Source organism: Teichococcus rhizosphaerae (assembly GCF_002631185.1).
Classification (GTDB): Bacteria; Pseudomonadota; Alphaproteobacteria; order Acetobacterales; family Acetobacteraceae; genus Pseudoroseomonas; species Pseudoroseomonas rhizosphaerae.
In genome coordinates this window covers 32,116-48,003 of sequence record NZ_PDNU01000007.1, presented here as the reverse complement: position 1 = coordinate 48,003, position 15,888 = coordinate 32,116, and the positions used below count along the sequence as shown (strand labels likewise).

Annotated in this window: 13 protein-coding genes; 5 read left to right on the top strand and 8 right to left on the bottom strand. The window is 74.6% G+C overall.

The genetic code is table 11. The annotated features are described in order from the left end of the window. The first annotated feature begins 32 nt into the window (after positions 1-32). The gene (rsmI, locus tag CR162_RS06505) at positions 33-977 is read left to right on the top strand and encodes a 16S rRNA (cytidine(1402)-2'-O)-methyltransferase (RefSeq protein WP_099094770.1); all 945 of its coding nucleotides are present in this window, start codon (positions 33-35) and stop codon (positions 975-977) included. A gap of 150 nt (positions 978-1,127) precedes the next feature. Continuing rightward, entirely contained in the window at positions 1,128-2,246 is a 1,119-nt protein-coding gene (locus CR162_RS06500) for a glycosyltransferase family protein (RefSeq protein WP_099094732.1), read from the top strand. Positions 2,247-2,275: 29 nt separating this feature from the next. On the opposite strand, the gene rsmA is transcribed toward CR162_RS06500, so the two are convergent. From rsmA to CR162_RS06470, 6 genes are all read right to left on the bottom strand, one after another. Further along, positions 2,276-3,103 (bottom strand): 16S rRNA (adenine(1518)-N(6)/adenine(1519)-N(6))-dimethyltransferase RsmA, encoded by an 828-nt coding sequence (rsmA, locus tag CR162_RS06495; RefSeq protein ID WP_099094731.1) that lies wholly within the window; start codon positions 3,101-3,103, stop codon positions 2,276-2,278. A gap of 7 nt (positions 3,104-3,110) precedes the next feature. Then, positions 3,111-4,505 (bottom strand): peptidylprolyl isomerase, encoded by a 1,395-nt coding sequence (locus tag CR162_RS06490; RefSeq protein ID WP_245870164.1) that lies wholly within the window; start codon positions 4,503-4,505, stop codon positions 3,111-3,113. Between the two features lie 150 nt (positions 4,506-4,655). Continuing rightward, positions 4,656-6,989 carry an LPS-assembly protein LptD gene (locus tag CR162_RS06485; protein ID WP_245870163.1) on the bottom strand — a complete coding sequence of 778 codons (2,334 nt, stop codon included), beginning with the start codon at positions 6,987-6,989 and terminating at the stop codon, positions 4,656-4,658. A 93-nt stretch (positions 6,990-7,082) separates the two neighbouring features. Beyond that, entirely contained in the window at positions 7,083-8,198 is a 1,116-nt protein-coding gene (gene lptG / locus CR162_RS06480; RefSeq protein ID WP_367604095.1) for an LPS export ABC transporter permease LptG, read from the bottom strand. Between the two features lie 6 nt (positions 8,199-8,204). Continuing rightward, positions 8,205-9,341, bottom strand: coding sequence for an LPS export ABC transporter permease LptF (lptF, locus tag CR162_RS06475; RefSeq protein ID WP_099094730.1), 1,137 nt, complete (start codon positions 9,339-9,341; stop codon positions 8,205-8,207). Between the two features lie 198 nt (positions 9,342-9,539). Then, the gene (locus CR162_RS06470; RefSeq protein WP_099094729.1) at positions 9,540-10,217 is read right to left on the bottom strand and encodes a S1 family peptidase; all 678 of its coding nucleotides are present in this window, start codon (positions 10,215-10,217) and stop codon (positions 9,540-9,542) included. A gap of 55 nt (positions 10,218-10,272) precedes the next feature. Between CR162_RS06470 and CR162_RS06465 the strand changes: the two genes are divergently transcribed. Continuing rightward, positions 10,273-11,970, top strand: a complete 1,698-nt coding sequence (locus CR162_RS06465; protein WP_099094728.1) for a tetratricopeptide repeat protein — start codon at positions 10,273-10,275, stop codon at positions 11,968-11,970. 81 nt (positions 11,971-12,051) lie between these two features. Further along, positions 12,052-13,167, top strand: a complete 1,116-nt coding sequence (locus CR162_RS06460; RefSeq protein ID WP_141563087.1) for a tetratricopeptide repeat protein — start codon at positions 12,052-12,054, stop codon at positions 13,165-13,167. On the opposite strand, the gene CR162_RS06455 is transcribed toward CR162_RS06460, so the two are convergent. Both CR162_RS06455 and cysQ read right to left on the bottom strand, forming a co-directional pair. Continuing rightward, the gene (locus tag CR162_RS06455) at positions 13,127-14,098 is read right to left on the bottom strand and encodes an L-threonylcarbamoyladenylate synthase (RefSeq protein ID WP_099094726.1); all 972 of its coding nucleotides are present in this window, start codon (positions 14,096-14,098) and stop codon (positions 13,127-13,129) included. The two genes, CR162_RS06460 and CR162_RS06455, sit on opposite strands and share 41 nt — an antisense overlap. Then, positions 14,095-14,856 (bottom strand): 3'(2'),5'-bisphosphate nucleotidase CysQ, encoded by a 762-nt coding sequence (gene cysQ, locus CR162_RS06450; protein WP_099094725.1) that lies wholly within the window; start codon positions 14,854-14,856, stop codon positions 14,095-14,097. Before cysQ ends, CR162_RS06455 begins: the two co-directional genes overlap by 4 nt. Positions 14,857-15,003: 147 nt before the next feature. On the opposite strand from cysQ, the gene CR162_RS06445 reads away from it, so the two are divergent. Continuing rightward, positions 15,004-15,807: a creatininase family protein gene (locus CR162_RS06445; protein WP_099094724.1), complete on the top strand. Its 804-nt coding sequence runs from the start codon at positions 15,004-15,006 to the stop codon at positions 15,805-15,807. The last annotated feature ends 81 nt before the right edge of the window (positions 15,808-15,888 follow it).

The window sequence follows — 15,888 nt, the reverse complement described above, 5'->3', positions numbered from 1 at the left end:
CCATCGCCGGGTTTTCGGGAGAGTTCCACTCAGTGCAGCCGGACGAGAACGAGACGAGCGCGGAAACGACAAATGAAATCTCCCCAACTGGAACCCCGAGCGAGACGTCCGGGGCGCCGGGTGGCAGGCCCGGCCTGACCCTGGTGGCGACGCCGATCGGCAATCTCGGCGACCTCGCACCCCGCGCCCTGGCCGTGCTGCGCGCGGCCGACGCGGTGCTGTGCGAGGACACCAGGGTAACCGCTCCGCTGCTGGCGCGACATGGCGTTTCGGTGAGCCTCCTCCCGCTGCACGAGCACAACGAGGACGCGGCGACGCCACGCCTGCTGGCGCGGATGGCGGCGGGAGAACACCTGGCGCTGGTCTCGGATGCGGGCACGCCGCTGATGAGCGACCCCGGCTACCGGCTGGTGCGCGCCGCCATCGCCGCCGGGCACGCCGTCTCGGCCGTGCCGGGGGCCAATGCGGCGGTGATGGCGCTGACCCTGTCCGGCCTGCCGCCGCACCCCTACCTGTTCCACGGCTTCCTGCCGCCGCGGGAGGCGGCGCGGGCGGCGGAGCTGGGGCGGCTGCGCGCCGCCGAGCGGGCCGGCCTTTCCGCCACGCTGATCTTCTACGAGGCGCCGCACCGCCTGGCGGAAACCCTGGCGGCCATGGCGCGGCACCTCGGCCCGCGCCCGGCGGCGGTGGCGCGGGAGCTGACCAAGCGCTTCGAGGAGGTGCGGCGCGGCACGCTGGAGGCGCTGGCGGCGCACTACGCGGCCAACCCGGCGCGTGGCGAGATCGTGCTGGTGGTGGGGCCGCCCGCCGCCGAGGCGGAGGCCGGCGCGGCGGAGGCCGGGCTCGACGAGCGGCTGCGCGCCGCGCTGGCGGCCGGCGAGAGCCTGCGCGACGCCGCCGCCCTGGTGGCCGCCGCCACCGGCCTGCCGCGCAAGCAGGTCTATGCCCGGGCGCTGGCACTGCGCCAGGAAGGATGATGCCGGCAGGGATGGCGCCCGCAGGATGCTGCCGGGACGGCGCGGCCTGAAGCGGCGACGCTTGCCCGGGCCGGTGCGGCGCTCTAGCACAAGGGTCCAGTCCGAAGCGTGGCCGGGAGCGGCCACGGACCCCAGGGGAGCCTCGAAGGCATGGCCGAAACCGTGCGCGGCATCAGCGCGCCGATCATCATCTTCGCCTTCGACCGCGCGCCCTATCTGGAGCGCTTCTGCGCCTCGCTGAAGGCGCAGCAGGGGGTGGCGCTCGACCCGAGCCGGATCTACCTGCTGCAGGACGGCGCGGTTTCCGCCGCCTCGGGCGTGCGCTACGCCGAGGACCAGGCGATCGCCGACAGCGTCGCCACGTTCCACGCCGCCTTTCCCGAGGGGCAGGTGCTGCAAAGCCCTGACAATCTCGGCATCGCCTTCAACATCCAGCGCGGCGAGAAGCTGGCCTTCGAGACGCTGAAGGCGGAGACCGCCTATTTCTTCGAGGACGACCTCGAGCTCGGCCCCGCCTACCTGACGATGATGGAGCGGCTGAACGAGGCGCTCGCGCCCTTTCCGGAGGTCGGCTACTTCGCGGTCTATGGCGACCACCGCGCCACGCCCGAGCCCGGGCTGGTGCGCGCCGTGCCGCTCGACCACCACTGGGCCTTCGGGCTGCGGCGCGAGGCCTGGCGCAGGATCAACGCCTGGCTGAAGCCCTATCTCGAGATCATCCGCCGGACCGACTACCCGAACCGCAACCACCTGGCCGTCTATCGCTGGCTCGAGGGCCACGAGATGGCGATCGACAAGTCGTCGCAGGATGCCATGAAGGCCCTGGCCTGCGCCCAACTCGGCCTGGCGCGGGTGATGACCGACACCTGCTTCGGCCGCTACATCGGCGAGAAGGGCGCCTCCTTCAACGAGCGCCGCTTCCGCGAGATGGGCTATGACCGCATGACGCCCGTGGAGCGCGGGGACCTGCCGATCGAGCCGGTCACGGCCGCGCGCGTCGCCGCCATCCTGGGGCGGCAGCAGGCGCATTTCCGCAGGTTCCGCCAGCAGGAATTCGGCGCCTTCCTGGAGCGCTACGCCGCCCGCCACTGGGACCCCGACCGGCCGCTGACGCGCGAGGAGGTGGCCGATCTCTACCGCCTGCTGCTCGACCGCCTGCCGGAGGGGGAGAACATCTACGAGCAGCATGTCGGCCGCTCATCCGTGCGCCGGCTGCGCCGCATCATCTTCGGCAGCCGCGAGTTCCGCGGGCGCAACACGGCGCGCTGAGGGCGGGCGCCGATCCCGGGCTCCGGCCCTCAGCCGCGCGCCAGCACCCGCCGCGCCAGGCGGTCGAACTCCGCCACGGACAGCGTCTCGGCGCGGCGGGTGCCGTCGAGCCCCGCCTCCCCCAGCAGCGCCTCGGCCCCGCCCAGCGCCTTCAGGCTGGAGCGCAGCATCTTGCGCCGCTGCCCGAAGGCCGCCGCCGTGACGCGCTCCAGCGCCGCCATCAGCGCCGGGTCGGGCGCCTCCGCATGCGGCACGAGATGGACGATGGCCGACCACACCTTGGGCGGCGGTGAGAAGGCGCCGGGCGGCAGGCGCAGCGTCATGCGGCACTGGCAGCGCCACTGCGCCAGCACGGCGAGCCGCCCGTAATGCTCCGTGTCGGGGGCGGCGACGATGCGCTCGGCCACCTCCTGCTGGAACATCAGCGTCATGCTCTCGAACAGATGCGCCTGCCGCAGCCAGCCGATCAGCAGCGGCGTGCCGACATTGTAGGGCAGGTTGGCGACGATGCGGCGCGGCGCCGGCAGCAGCGCCTCCGCGTCGATCCGCAGCGCGTCGCCCTCGACGACGCGGAGCCGGCCCGGATAGGCGGCGGCCAGCTCCTCCTGGGCCGCGATGGCACGGTGGTCCAGCTCCACCGCCACCACGCCCGCGGCGGGGCTTTCCAGCAGGGCGCGGGTCAGGCCGCCGGGGCCGGGGCCCACCTCCAGCACGTGCCGCCCCTCCAGCGGCGCGGCGATGGAGGCGATGCGGGCGCAGAGCGCGGCATCGAGCAGGAAGTGCTGGCCGAGCGACTTGCGCGCGGCCAGCCCGTGCCTCGCAATGGTTTCCGCGAGGGAGGGGAGGGAGGCGGAAATGGCCGCCTCAGCTCCGCATGTCGATCTGCGCGCGGCGGCGCAGGTCGCGCTGGAGCTGGCGGGAGGTCAGCTCCACCCGCTCGCGCAGGATCTGGGCGCGCGCCTGGTCGGGCGTCAGCTCGGCGAGGTTGCGGGTCTCGCGCGAGCAGACGGCCAGCACCAGCACGCCGTCCGGCGTCACCAGCGGCTGGCTGGCGCGGTTCACGGCGAGGCTGGCCACGATGCCGCGCAGCGCCGCGGGCTCCATGGTGTCCTGCCGCAGCGGGCCGCCGGGATCGGCCGGGCGGTCGCTGCCGCGGGCGGCCGCCTCCACCACGTTGCAGCCCTTGCCCTCCAGGGTGCGGGCGCGCTCCAGCGCCTGGATCTGCTGCTGCGTCGGCGCCTGCGGGTCGAGCGCGCTGGTGAAGCCGAAGAAGGCCTGGCGCAGCGTGACCAGCGTGGCGATCTCGCGCCCCGTCTCGCGCTTCTGGCGCAGCGTGACGATCTGGAAGCCGCCCGGCACGCGCTGCGGGTTGGCGATGGCGCCGGGCGGCATCTGCGCGACGATGCGGCCCACGGCGGGGTCGAACTCGTCGGGGCGCACCCAGCCCATGTCGCCGCCCTGCAGGGCGGTCTGGCTCTGGCTGAACTGGGTGGCGGCGGCGGCGAAGGGCACGCCGGCGCGGAGCTGGCCCACCACGTCGTCCACGAAGCGGCGCACCTCGGGCTCGGCGGCGGGGTCGTCCACGGGGATGAAGATCTCGGAGACGAGGTATTCCGGCTCGCCCGTGCGCGCCTTGTGGGCGGCCATGAACTCCTCGATCTCCGCCTCGCCCACCTGCGCCTGGCCGCCGAGCTGCTGCCGCACGAGGCGGGACCAGCCGATCTGGTTGCGGATCTGGTCGAACAGCGCGCGCGGCTGCACGCCCGCGCCGCGAAGCTGCGCCACCAGCCCGCCGGGGGGGAGGCCGTTGCGCTGCTCGATCTCCTCCACCGCCGCCGCCACGTCGGCGTCGGCCACGGGGATGCCGCGGCGCTGCACCTCCTGCATGCGCAGCCGCTCGTCCACCAGCAGCCGCGTCACCTGCGGGCGCAGCCGCGCCAGCACCTCGGGGTTCGGCCCCATGCCGGCGTTCAGCGCGAAGAGGCGGGTGCGGGCGGCCACCTCGTTCGCCGTCACCACGTCGCCATTCACCACGGCGACGATGCGGTTCATCGCCGGCGCGGCCTCGGCGGCGGGGCCGGGCCTCGCCGCGCCGCTGGCTCCGGCACCTTGGGCCGCTGCGCCCGGCGCCATGGCGAGGCCGGCCAGCGGCAGGGCCGCCGCCAGCGCCAGGGCGCGCAGCGCCGGCATGCGCGGCAGCGGGGGGCGCGGCAGCGGGGCGGGAAGGGTCGGGCGGGTCGGGGCGAGGGCGCGTCGCATGGCGGTTTTCCTAGGCCGGGCACGCCGGCTCCGCCAGTCCCAATCGCGCGTCCCGCCCGCGCGCCGCGCGGCCGGGGTGGCGCCGGGAGCCCGGCAGGAGGGGCCGTGGGGAGGCGCCCGCGGGCGGGGCGCCTCCGGGTGGAGGCGGCGTCAGATCGCGCGGAAGCCGAAATCGCCCACCGTCTTGAAGGAGACGCGGAACAGCAGGACGGTGTCGGACGGGTAGTAGCTGGCGCGGTTGCTGGGCTCCGCATAGGTCTTGGCGAAGCGCGTGTCGAAGATCAGGCACTCGTCCTCATAGGTGAGGTTGACGCCGGCGGACACGGCGCGGTCCAGCTCCAGGTCGTAGCGGCCGAAGCCGCCGCCGCGCCAGAAGCGGGTGATCTGCGCCTGGACGGAGCCCGACACCTCGCGCCGCTCGCGGGTCGAGATCAGCGCGGTCGAGGGGTCGGTGTAGAGGTAGCCGGCGCCGAGCGTGACGCGGCCGAGGCTGAGCTGGCCGCGGGTTTCCACCAGGCGGCTGTCCAGGTTGTCCTTGTCCAGCCGGGCGCGGGCGGTCAGGTCCAGCCAGGGAACGGGGGAAAGGCGCAGCCGCCCCACCCAGTCCGAGGCACGCTCGTCGAGGCCGGAGCCGGGCTCGAACACGCTCTCGTCGCTGGCGCGGAAGGAGCGGCCCACCAGCCCCTCGAGCTGCCCGCCATTGGGAAAGAACCAGGCGCTGCGGAAGGCGGCGTCCACCCGCGTGCCGCCTTCCTGCCGGTCGCGGCCGGGGAAGCGGTTGAGGTCGAACAGGTTGGCGTCGGTGAACTCGAAGTCGAGGCTGTCCTCGTTCGCCACCAGGGTCTGCCGCCCCGTGGAGGGTCCGGTGACGAGCTGCACGCGCGGCTCGATGAGCTGCGTGCCATAGGCGCCGGCGCCGCGCGTCATCGGCAGGCGCCAGTCCAGCGCCACGCGGATGTTGCCGGTGGCGTCCGTGGCGGTGCCGCGGCTGGCGAAGTTGGGGGCGAGGTCGAGGTCGTCCACCCAGCGCGCCAGCCCGTCCGCCTGGGCGCGGAAGGTCCAGACCTGGCCGAAGCGGTCGATGCGCGGCAGGTCGTAGCGCAGGCGGGAGGCGATGCGGCGGGTGTCCGTGCCCTCGTCGCGGTAGATGGCGAAGGCGCCGATATCGGCGCTCAGATAGCCGCCCAGCCGGTCCCGCCCCACCCAGTAATCGGCGAAGAGGTTGGGCAGCACCAGCGGGATCTGGCCGAGGTCGTCCACCTCCGACAGGCCCTGATAGGCGCGGCCGTCGATGCGGGCATAGCCCTCGGTGCCCCAGAAGCCCTCCAGATAGGCGTCCGAGGAAAGCTGGCGCGCCACCGGGTAGCGCCAGGCGCGCAGGTAGTTCTCGCTGCTGGCGCGGTTCAGGTTGAAGCCGGTGCGCCAGTTCTGGTCGATGGAGAACTGGCCACGGCTGAAGATGTGTCCGCCCCAGCCCTCCTCGCCCGGCGCGCCGTCACGCTGGCCGACCGAGCCGGTGGCCTGGATCTCGCCGCTGTTGAAGCGGCGGCGGTACTCGAAGCCGAGCGCCGGGTCCTGCTTGGTCGAGAAGGTGGGCGAGAGGGTGAGGTCCTGGCTGCCGTCGATCGCCCAGTAATAGGGCGTGGTCAGGAAGCCGCCGAGGAAGCTGCTGCTGCCGAAGGTGGGCGTCAGGAAGCCGGACTGGCGCGGCACCGAGGGATCGGGGTGCGACAGGTAGGGCGTGTAGAGCACCGGCACGCCGCCCAGCATCAGCGAGGCGTCGCGGTAGCGCAGCCGCTTGGCCTCCTGGTCGTGGGTGGCCAGCCGGGCGCGGAGCTGCCACAGCGGCGGCGCCTCGGGGTCGTCGGCGCACAGGTCGCAGGAGGTGTAGAGCACGCGCGACATGTCGAGGATGGTGCCGTCCGTGCGGCGGGCGCCGTTGGCCACCATGCGGCCGTTCTGGGCGAGGCGGGCCTTCAGCCCCTCCACCACGCCGTCGCGCATGTTGCCGGTCAGCTCGGCGCGGTCGGCGAACAGCACCTGCCCGTCCGCCTCCAGGAGCTGGACGTTGCCCTCGGCGGTGGCGATGCCGGTGTTGCGGTCGAAGGTGAAGCGGTCGGCGCGCAGGATGCGCTCGTTCTGCCAGGCCTCCACCGCGCCGCGGGCGGTGACGAGGCTGCGCTCCTGGTCGTATTCCACCTCGTCGGCGGTGAAGGTGACGGGCGCGTTGTTGCCGGTTTGCGGCGCCCCGGCCTGGGGCGCCCCGGCCTGGGACGTTCCGGCCTGGGGCGCGGCGGGCGGCGCGGGCTGCTGCGACTCCGCCCCGCGCAGCGGCAGGCTGGCGGAGAGCAGCACGGCGCTGCCCAGCAGGGCGGCACGCCAGCCGGGCAGCGGCAGGGCGCGGCCTGGCGCCGCCCCGCCCTCACCCCGGCGATCCGTCATCCCGGCCGGGGGCAACCCGGCGTCGCGCATGGCTCGGTCCATGCCGCTTCCATAGCGGCTTCGGCGGGGCGCGGCGAGAGGGATGCGCCGCATGGGGGAGGGGGCGCCCCGCGCCGCGCGCCCGGCGGCGGCGCCTCAGCCATCCTCCTGGTAGATCAGCAGGGTGAGCGCCAGCAGCAGCCCGGCGACGGACGGCGCCCAGGCGGCCAGCGCCACCGGCAGGGTGCCGGCCTGGCCGAACTCCTCGGACACCTTGTCCAGCAGGAACAGCGCGAAGCCGGCGGCGATGCCGGCGCCGATCATCCGCGCCACGCCGCCGCGGCGGGAATGGCGCATGGAGAAGCCGGCCGCCATCAGCGCCATCGCCGCCGTCAGCAGCGGCAGGGACAGCAGCGAGTGGAAGTGCAGCCGGTGCCGCATGGCGGAGAAGCCGGAGCTTTCCAGCACCTGGATGAAGCCCGGCAGCGCCCAGAAGGAGAGGGTGTCGGGGCTGGCGAAGCTGTCCTCGATGCGGTCCGGCGTCAGGGTGGTGGGCAGGCGCAGCGTGCCCGGCGCCGAGGGCTGGCGGTCGCTGCCGAAGGTCACCGCCTGCTGCAGCTCCCAGGCGCCGGGGACGAGCCGCGCCAGCGGCGCCTCCACCCGCTCCAGCGGCCGGTCATGGGCCGAAAGGCGCCAGAGCGAGACCTGGGTGAGCCGGAAGCCGCTTTCCCGGTTCACCTCCGGCACGCCGGCCAGGATGGCGACGCCCCCCGGCTCCAGCGTGGCGTCGGCTTGGCGCAGCCAGAGCCGCCCGCCGGCCAGCGAGGACAGGCCGGTGGCGTTGCGCAGATAGGTGGCGTCCAGCCGCTCGGCGCGCGCCAGCATGGCGGCGGAAAGCGGCGAGACGACGGTGATGGCCAGCGTGCCGAGGCAGGCCGCCACCAGCACCGGCCCCGCCAGGAAGCTCCAGGCGGAGACGCCGGCGGCGCGCGCCACCACAAGCTCGGAGGAGCGGGCCAGCCGCCAGAAGGCGATGATGCCGCCGAGCAGCACGGCGAAGGGCAGGATCTGCAGCACCACGAAGGGCAGGCGCAGCGAGGCGATGGAGGCCACGAGGCCGAAGGTGGCCTCCGGCCGGGTGGCGGCGCGGCGCAGCAGCTCGATGAAGTCGAACAGCGCGACGAGCCCGGCGAGGGCCGCGACGAGCGCCAGCGACATGGCCGCGAAGCGGCGCGCGATATAGGCGGAGAGGGTGTAGGAGAAGGCCATCATGCCGGCTCAGCCTTCCGCCATGTCGGGCCTGCGGCGGGGCAGGCCGGGGCTGCCGGAGAGCACCCAGGCCGCCAGCAGGGCGGGGGCGAGGGCGTGCACCCAGATCAGCGGGATGGCGGCGTTGTTGCGCGCCGCCAGGTTGCCCACCGCCAGCCCCAGCGCCAGCAGCACGACCACCATGGTGACGCCGAGCGCCGCCGGCCGCCAGTCGCCATGCCGGCGGAAGCCGCTGGCCAGCGCCGTGGCCAGCCCGACCATGGCGAAGGACAGCGCGGTGAAGGGGGAGGACAGGCGCTGGTGCCCCTCAGCGCGGAACTTGCGGATGTCGCGCTCCGGCAGGTTCTCGGCCGGATCGGGGCGCAGCAGCTCGCCCACGAAGCGCTCGCGCGAGTCGCGGTTGCGGGCGGTCTCGGCGGGGCTGTTCGAGCCGCTGGCCAAATCGACGCTGTTCTCGGCGAAGGAGAGCACGGAAAGCCGGGCGGGGCGGGTGGCCGTCGCCGGCTCCATCTGCTGGCGCACGCCGTTCAGCAGCGTCACGCGCGGGCCGGAAGGGCCGGAAACGAGCCGCCCTTCCTGCGCCATGATGGTGACGGGGGTGCCCGGCTCGCGCATGTCGTGCACCAGGATGCCGCGCAGCGTGCCGTCCGCCGCGCGCTGGCGGGCATAGACGGTGAGGGTGTCGCCCAGGCTGCTGAACACCCCCTCCTGCAGCAGGATCGCCGCCATCTCGTTGCGGATCTCGAACTGCCAGGCGCGGAAGGCGGCATGGCTCACCGGCACCAGCCAGAGCTGCATGAACAGGCCGAGCGCGGTGGCGATGCCGGCCACCAGCAGCGCCGGCCGCGCCAGCCGCCAGTCCGACAGGCCGGCGGCGCGCATCACCACCAGCTCGCGGTCGGCGTTCAGCCGCACATAGGTGAACAGCGTCACCACGAAGGTGGTGATGGGCAGGATCACCGCGAAGAAGGAGGGCAGCAGCAGGCCGGTCAGCTCGATGAACACGGCGAGGGACAGGCCGCGGTCCAGCACCAGCTCGATGAAGCGCAGGCTCTGCGTGAGCCAGACCAGCGCGGCGAGCCCCACGGTCACCGCGAGCAGCGACACGCCGAGCTGGCGGAACATGTAGCGGTCGATCTTTGTCATGCGGGCTTTGTCATGCGGGCTTTGTCATGCGGGCAGGGCTTCGCCTCTGGCGGGCCACGGCGGGGCCGGGGCGGTGGAGGGCCGGGACAGGGAAGGGCCGGGACAGGGAAGGGCCGGAACAGGAAGGGGCGCGTTCGGCGCTGCATGTAGGCCGGGCGGAACGGGGCGCCAAGCTTTGCGCCGCCGCCCGCGGGGGCGCTACTCGCCCAGAAAGGCCCGCAGCACCGGCGCCGGCACGATGCGCGTGCGGGCGCCCCCGCCCTCCGCGCGGTGGCTGACCAGGCCGAGCAGGCAGGGCCCCGCCGCATCGACCACCGCGCCGCCCGATTCGCCGGGCTCCAGCCGCAGCGGCATCTCGGCATAGCTGCCGTGCAGCGCCAGGGCCTCCGGCCGCAGCCCGTCGATGCGGCTGGCGGCGCGGCGGCGCGGCGTCAGCACCAGCACGGGCTGCCCCGCCCGCGGCGCGCCGGCGCAGAGCGGCAGGGAAGGGGCGCCGGCCGGCAGGCCCGCCACCCGCAGCAGCGCCACGTCCCGCCCCCCGACATAGACGGTGCCGAGGCCGAGGGGGGCGGCATCCGGGCCGAGATCGGCCTGCCCGGCCCGCAGCAGCTCCGCCGGATGCTCCCGCCCCTGGAAGCGGATGGCAGGCGGCCCCGCGCCGGGCGCGCAGCCCTGCAGCAGCGCCTGAGTGCCGTCCACCAGATGCGCCGCCGTCAGGAAGCGGCCGCGCCCGAGATGCGTGGCGGCGCCGGTGGCCAGGCAATCCGGCCCGAGCCCGGCGCGCAGCCCCGCCAGGGGCAGCGCCTCCGGGGGCGGCCCCTGCCCCGGAAGGGCGCAGCCAGCGAGCAGGAGCAGCAGCGCCCCCCAGCCCGCCATCAAGATATCGTGAAGATGACGGGCCGGTGGAATCCTGGGACAATCGCGCCCCGCCATGGCCGGCGCGGCGATCCCGCCCCGCCGCGCGCCGACACGCCCGGGAGACGACCCCGTCGCCGCCATGCCCGCCCGCCAGCGCCTCTTCGACAATGGTGTCAACACCGTCACCTTCACCGCCGCCGAGGCGCCGCCGCCGCCCGGCGCGGGCCGCGCCCTGGCGGTCACCTTCGATCCGTTCCGCGACCTCGAGGTCGAGCGCCCCGGCTTCGGCGAGACGGTGCTGACGCGCGCGGGCGTCGATGTGCTGGCCGTGCAGAAGCGGCGCGAGAACTGGTACCAGGATATCAGCCGCGAGGCCTTCGCGGCAGGGTTCGGCGCCCGCATCGCCGCCTATGAGCGCGTGCTGTTCTACGGCTCCAGCGCCGGCGCCTATGCGGCCCTCTACTTCGCCCGGCCCTTTGCCGCCCATGTGCTGGCCATCTCGCCCCGGGCCTCCATCCACCCCTCCTATGCCGCGCATGAGCGGGCGCGGGCGCGCTGGGGCGCCAGCTTCCGCCACGCCGCCCTGGAGGAGGGGGAGAACCGCACCCTCGGCACGGTGCTGGTCTATGACCCGCGCCTGACCGCCGACACGCTGATGGCGGACGACATGCGCTACCTGGAGCGCGAGATCCTGGGTGCCTACCCGGCGGCGGCGCGGCTGCCCATCCCCTATTCCGGCCATCCCAGTGCGCGGATGCTGGCCGATGCGGGCCTGCTGAAGCCCCTGCTGTTCGGCTGCCTGGCCGGGAAGCCGCTGCCGGACCTGCTGCCGGACTTGCCGTGGCGCGCGGCGCGTGGGCGCTCCCCCAGCCACCTGCTGCAGCTTGGCCGCGCCCTGCTGCGGCATCGCCGGCCGGCGGCGGCGGCGGCCATGTGCGAGCGGGCGCTGGCGCTCCGCTCCGATCAGGCCGAGCTGTTCCAACTCCTCGCGCAGATCCGCCAGGTGCTGCAGGACAAGCCCGGCGCCCTGGCGGCGCTGCGCCAGGCCGTGCGGCTCTCGCCGGCCGCGGTGGCGCCGCGGCTGCGGCTGGTGCAGCTGCTGCGCGGCCAGGGCGGGATGGAGGAGGCGATCGCGCTGCTGCGGGAGGGGCTGGCCCTGGCGCCAGAACAGCCGCAGATGGGCGCCGCGCTGCTGGAGATGCTGCGCCTGCGCTGCGAGCGGCGGATGCGCGAGGGCGCGGTGGAGGAGGCGCGGGCGGATGCGCGGGAGGCGCTCGCGATCCTCGGCAGCGAGGACGATCCGGCCGACCCGGGCGAGGCCCTGCTCCACCGCAGCGGCCTTCTGGCGGCGCTGGGGCGGCAGGAGGAGGCGCTGGAGGCCGCCGCCGCCGCCTGCGCCGCGGCGCCCGGGCGGGCCCGCCACCACACCCACCACGCCAAGCTTCTGCTGCGCGCGGGCGAGCTGCCCCGGGCGCGCGAGGCGGCCGAGGCGGTGGTGCGGCTGGCGCCGGAAAGCGCCGCCAGCCACCGCCTGCTGGGCGAGGTGCTGAGCCGGATGCAACTGCGCGCCGAGGCGGTGGAGGCGGCCGAGAACGCCCTGCGGCACGAGCCGGGCAACCCCCGGCTGCACGAATACCTTCTGCTCATGCTGAAGAAGGCGGGCCGGACGGAGGAGGCGGAGGCGGCGCGGGAGCGCGCCATCGCGGCCGGCCTGGCGCTGCCCGGCCAGGCGGCAAGGCCCGCCGGCTTGCGGCCTTCCGCCGGGAATTGACCGCGACGTGAGGGCGTGGAACTGAAGGGCAGGGCCTCCCCGCCGCCCCGCGCCCTCTCGGAAACCAGCCGGCTCCTGCCAATGTCTCAGCGCACGCGGATGTTCGACAATGGCGTGAACACCGCGACCTTCGCCGCGGCCGCCGTTCCGCCACCGGAGGGATGGGGCCGCACCCTGGCCGTCACCTTCGATCCGCTCGATTCGCTCGATGTCGAGCGGCCCGGCTTCGGCGAGCCGATGCTCACCGAGGGCGGCGTCGATGTGCTGGCGGTGCAGAAACGGCGGGAGAACTGGTACCAGGATCTCAGCCGCGAAACCTTCGTGGCGGAGTTCGGCGCCCGCATACGGGCCTATGACCGGGTGCTGTTCTACGGCTTCAGCGCCGGTGGCTATGCGGCCCTTTACTTCGCCCGGCCCTTCGCCGCGCAGGTGCTGGCCATCTCGCCACGCCTTTCCATCCACCCCGCCTACGCCGCCCATGCGCGGGTGCAGGCCCGTTGGGGCGTCGCCTTCCGCCACGCCCCGCTGGCCGAGGGGGCGGACCGCACGCGCGGGGTGGCGCTGCTGCACGACCCCCGCCTTTCCGCCGACCGGCTGAGCGCCGACGACCTGCGCCACCAGCGGCAGGAGATCCTGCCCGCCTATGCGGCGGCGGAGCTGCTGCCGATCCCCTATTGCGGCCACTACGCGGTGCAGATGCTGAAGGAGATGCGCCTGCTGAAGCCGCTGGTGTTCGGCTACCTCGCGGCTGGGCGGCTGCCCGCGCTGCCCTGGCGCGCCCGCCGGGCCGATTCCTGGAGCCGCCAGATGCTGCTGGGCCTGGCGCTGCTGCGGCACCGCCGCCCCGCCCTGGCGGCGCGTTTCGGCGAACGGGCCATGGCGCTGCGGCCGCGGCGCAGCGAGAGCTACCATCTCGCCGCGCAGATCCGGCGGGCGCAGGGCGACACCGCCGGGGCGCTGGAGGCGCTGCGCGCGGCGGTGGCGGCCCTGCCGCGCTCGGTGCCGGCGCGGCTGCGGCTGGTCCAGGCGCTGCAGCAGGAGAATGCGGGGGCGGAGGCCGCCATGCTGCTGCGTGAGGGGCTGGCGCTGCTGCCGGGCCAGCCGAGGTTCAGCCAGCAGCTCGAGGCGCTGCTGCGCCAGCGGCCCGCCGCCCCCTTCAGCCCCGCGGCGCCGCCGCCCGCGCCAGCCGGTCGTTGATCGCCGCGCCCAGCCCCTCCTCCGGCACCGGCATCGCGGCGATGCCGGAAAGCCCGCGCCGCGCCCCCTCCTCGTCCAGCCAGCGCAGCCCGGCGAACAGGCGGGACGCGGCCTCCACCATGTCGCCCGACTCGCTGAGCTGCCAGACGGCGCCAGCGCCCGGCAAGGGCGGCCCGAAGGCCAGCAGCGCCTCCTCCGGCCCCACCGCCCGCGCCGCCAGCCGCACCGGCAGGCCGGGGGCGTAGTGCGAGCGCATCATGCCCGGTGCCGGCAGGGCCGCGCCCTCGGCTGCCGCGCCAGGCCGGCCGATCGGGCCGAGCAGCGCGGCCAGCGCCGCCTCCGTCACGCCGCCTGGGCGCAGCAGCAGGGGCTTGGGGCCGGACAGGTCGAGCACCGTGCTTTCCACCCCCACGGCGCAGGGGCCGCCATCGAGCACCGCCTCGATCCGCCCGCCCAGCCCGTCCATCACATGCGCCGCCGTGGTGGGCGAGACGGCGCCGGAGCGGTTGGCGGAAGGCGCCGCCACCGGCACGCCCGCAGCCCGCAGCAGCGCCCGCGCCAGCGGATGGGCCGGCACGCGCACCGCGAGCGTCGGCTGTCCCGCGCTGGCGAGGGGATCGATGCGGCTTTCCGGCGCGCGGGGCAGAACCAGGGTGAGCGGGCCGGGCCAGAAGCGTTCCGCCACGGCATGGGCGCGCGCATCGGCCACCACCTCGGCGAAGGCGGCCTCCGCGTCGGGGAAGTGGCTGATCAGCGGGTTGAAGCGCGGCCGGCCCTTGGCCTCGAAGATGCGGGCCACGGCGCGCGCCTGCCGCGCATCGGCGCCGAGGCCATAGACCGTCTCGGTGGGAAAGGCGACCAGCGCCCCGGCCCGCAGCAGCCCGGCGGCGCGGCCGATGGCGGCCTCCGGCAGAAGCTCGGTTCCGGTCATGCCAGGCCCTGGCACAGGAAGGGCTGGTTCTCCCAGCCCGGCTTGCCATAGCCGAGCGGGCTGCCGTCGAAGCCGGTGCAGCGGCCGCCCGCGGCCACCAGCACCGCCTCGGGCGCTGCCGTGTCCCATTCCATGGTGCGGCCGAAGCGCGGGTAGAGGTCCGCCGCCCCCTCCGCCAGCCGGCAGAACTTCACCGCCGAGCCGATCTGCACGATGCGCTGCACCCGCTTCCCCTCCAGGAAGGCGGGCAGCTTCGGGTCGTCCTTGTAGTGGCGGCTGGCCATGACCACGAGGCCCTCGGGCGGCACGCGGCGGCAGGCGATGGGGCGGTGGCCGCCGGCATCCTCCTTCCAGGCGCCCTGGCCCACGATGCCGGTGAACAGCTCGCCCGTCGCGGGGATGGCGACCGCGCCGAGCTTCGGCCGGCCATCCTCGATGAGGCCGATATTGACGGTGAACTCGGCCCGGCCGGCGGCGAATTCGCGTGTGCCGTCCAGCGGGTCCACCAGCCAGTAGCGTGGCGCGGCGGAAAGCTCCGCCCCGTCCGACACCGCCTCCTCCCCCACCACCGGAATGCCGGGGGCGGCGGCGCGCAGCCCCTCGGTGATGATCGCCTCGGCCAGCCGGTCGGCGGCGGTGACGGGGCTGAAATCCTCCTTGCGCTCCACCGAGAAGCCGGCGTCGCGGACGGAGAGGATGGCGGCGGCGGCGCTGCGGGCGAGCCGCGCGGCCAGGGCGAGGAGTTCGGCGTCGGTCATGCTGCCTTCCCCTGTAGCACCCGCCGCGCCGCAGGGAAAAAGCCCGCCGTGACACCCGCCCCGCCGGGGCGCGGCCTTTCCCGGGTTTTCGCAGGCACGGGGGCATGGTTCCGTTCCTTCCCGCCAACGCCGCGAAAGGAACAGGGCATGGATGAGCGACCGGAAGAGATCCGCTGGGAGAAGCTGACCGCGCCCGAGCTGCGCCGCCTGGCCGGGCGCGACGCGCTGGTGGTGCTGCCGGTGGCGGCGCTGGAGCAGCACGGACCCCACCTGCCGGTCTGGACCGACAGCATGATCGGCCATGCCTGCTGCATCCGCGCCGCCGAGCAGGCACGCGACGTGCCGGCGGTGGTGCTGCCGCCGATGTGGATGGGCATGTCCGAGCACCACCTGCCCTTCGGCGGCACCATCAGCCTGGACTACCAGACCTTCCACGGCGTGCTGCGCTGCGTCTGCCGCTCGCTGAAGGCGCAGGGCTTCCGCCGGCTGCTGCTGGTGAACAGCCATGGCGGCAACATCGACCCGCTGGCCGTCGCCACGCGCGAGCTTTGCGCGGAGTTCGCCATGCCGGTGGTGGCCACCACCATCTTCCATGTCGATGCCCCCGGCGTGGCGGCGGTGCTGGAAACGCAGCCCGGCGTGCAGCATGCCTGCGAGGCGGAGACCAGCTTCTGGCTGGCGCTGCACCCGGGGGAGGTGCGGCAGGACCGGATCGCCGATTCCCTGGCGGGGCCGGGCGTTTCCGCCGGCGCCGTGTTCCACCGCTTCTGGTCCTTCGAGGAGCGCGCGCCGCGCACCGGCGTGCGCGGCGACCCGCGCGCGGCGACGGCGGAGAAGGGCGAGAGGCTGCTCGAGGTGGTGGCCCGCGCGCTGGCCGGTGCCATGCGCGAGACCGTGTTGTGGCGCACGCCTCATGCGGTGTGGGAAGGAGGGAAATTGCCTGAAGGTTGAAAAAGCCCCGCGCCTTCCAAACGAGTGCTGGAAAAGCGACACTGGATGATATAACTTTTTCGTGATTATTCACGACGAGGG

What these genes read in the sequence shown, in the direction of transcription:
- CR162_RS06500 (WP_099094732.1), top strand. Translation starts at nt 1,128, where the DNA reads ATGGCCGAAACCGTGCGCGGCATCAGCGCGCCGATCATCATCTTCGCC.
- CR162_RS06490 (WP_245870164.1), bottom strand. Translation starts at nt 4,505, where the DNA reads ATGCGACGCGCCCTCGCCCCGACCCGCCCGACCCTTCCCGCCCCGCTG.
- CR162_RS06485 (WP_245870163.1), bottom strand. Translation starts at nt 6,989, where the DNA reads ATGGACCGAGCCATGCGCGACGCCGGGTTGCCCCCGGCCGGGATGACG.
- lptG (WP_367604095.1), bottom strand. Translation starts at nt 8,198, where the DNA reads ATGATGGCCTTCTCCTACACCCTCTCCGCCTATATCGCGCGCCGCTTC.
- lptF (WP_099094730.1), bottom strand. Translation starts at nt 9,341, where the DNA reads ATGACAAAGATCGACCGCTACATGTTCCGCCAGCTCGGCGTGTCGCTG.
- CR162_RS06470 (WP_099094729.1), bottom strand. Translation starts at nt 10,217, where the DNA reads ATGGCGGGCTGGGGGGCGCTGCTGCTCCTGCTCGCTGGCTGCGCCCTT.
- CR162_RS06465 (WP_099094728.1), top strand. Translation starts at nt 10,273, where the DNA reads ATGGCCGGCGCGGCGATCCCGCCCCGCCGCGCGCCGACACGCCCGGGA.
- CR162_RS06460 (WP_141563087.1), top strand. Translation starts at nt 12,052, where the DNA reads ATGTCTCAGCGCACGCGGATGTTCGACAATGGCGTGAACACCGCGACC.
- CR162_RS06455 (WP_099094726.1), bottom strand. Translation starts at nt 14,098, where the DNA reads ATGACCGGAACCGAGCTTCTGCCGGAGGCCGCCATCGGCCGCGCCGCC.
- cysQ (WP_099094725.1), bottom strand. Translation starts at nt 14,856, where the DNA reads ATGACCGACGCCGAACTCCTCGCCCTGGCCGCGCGGCTCGCCCGCAGC.
- CR162_RS06445 (WP_099094724.1), top strand. Translation starts at nt 15,004, where the DNA reads ATGGATGAGCGACCGGAAGAGATCCGCTGGGAGAAGCTGACCGCGCCC.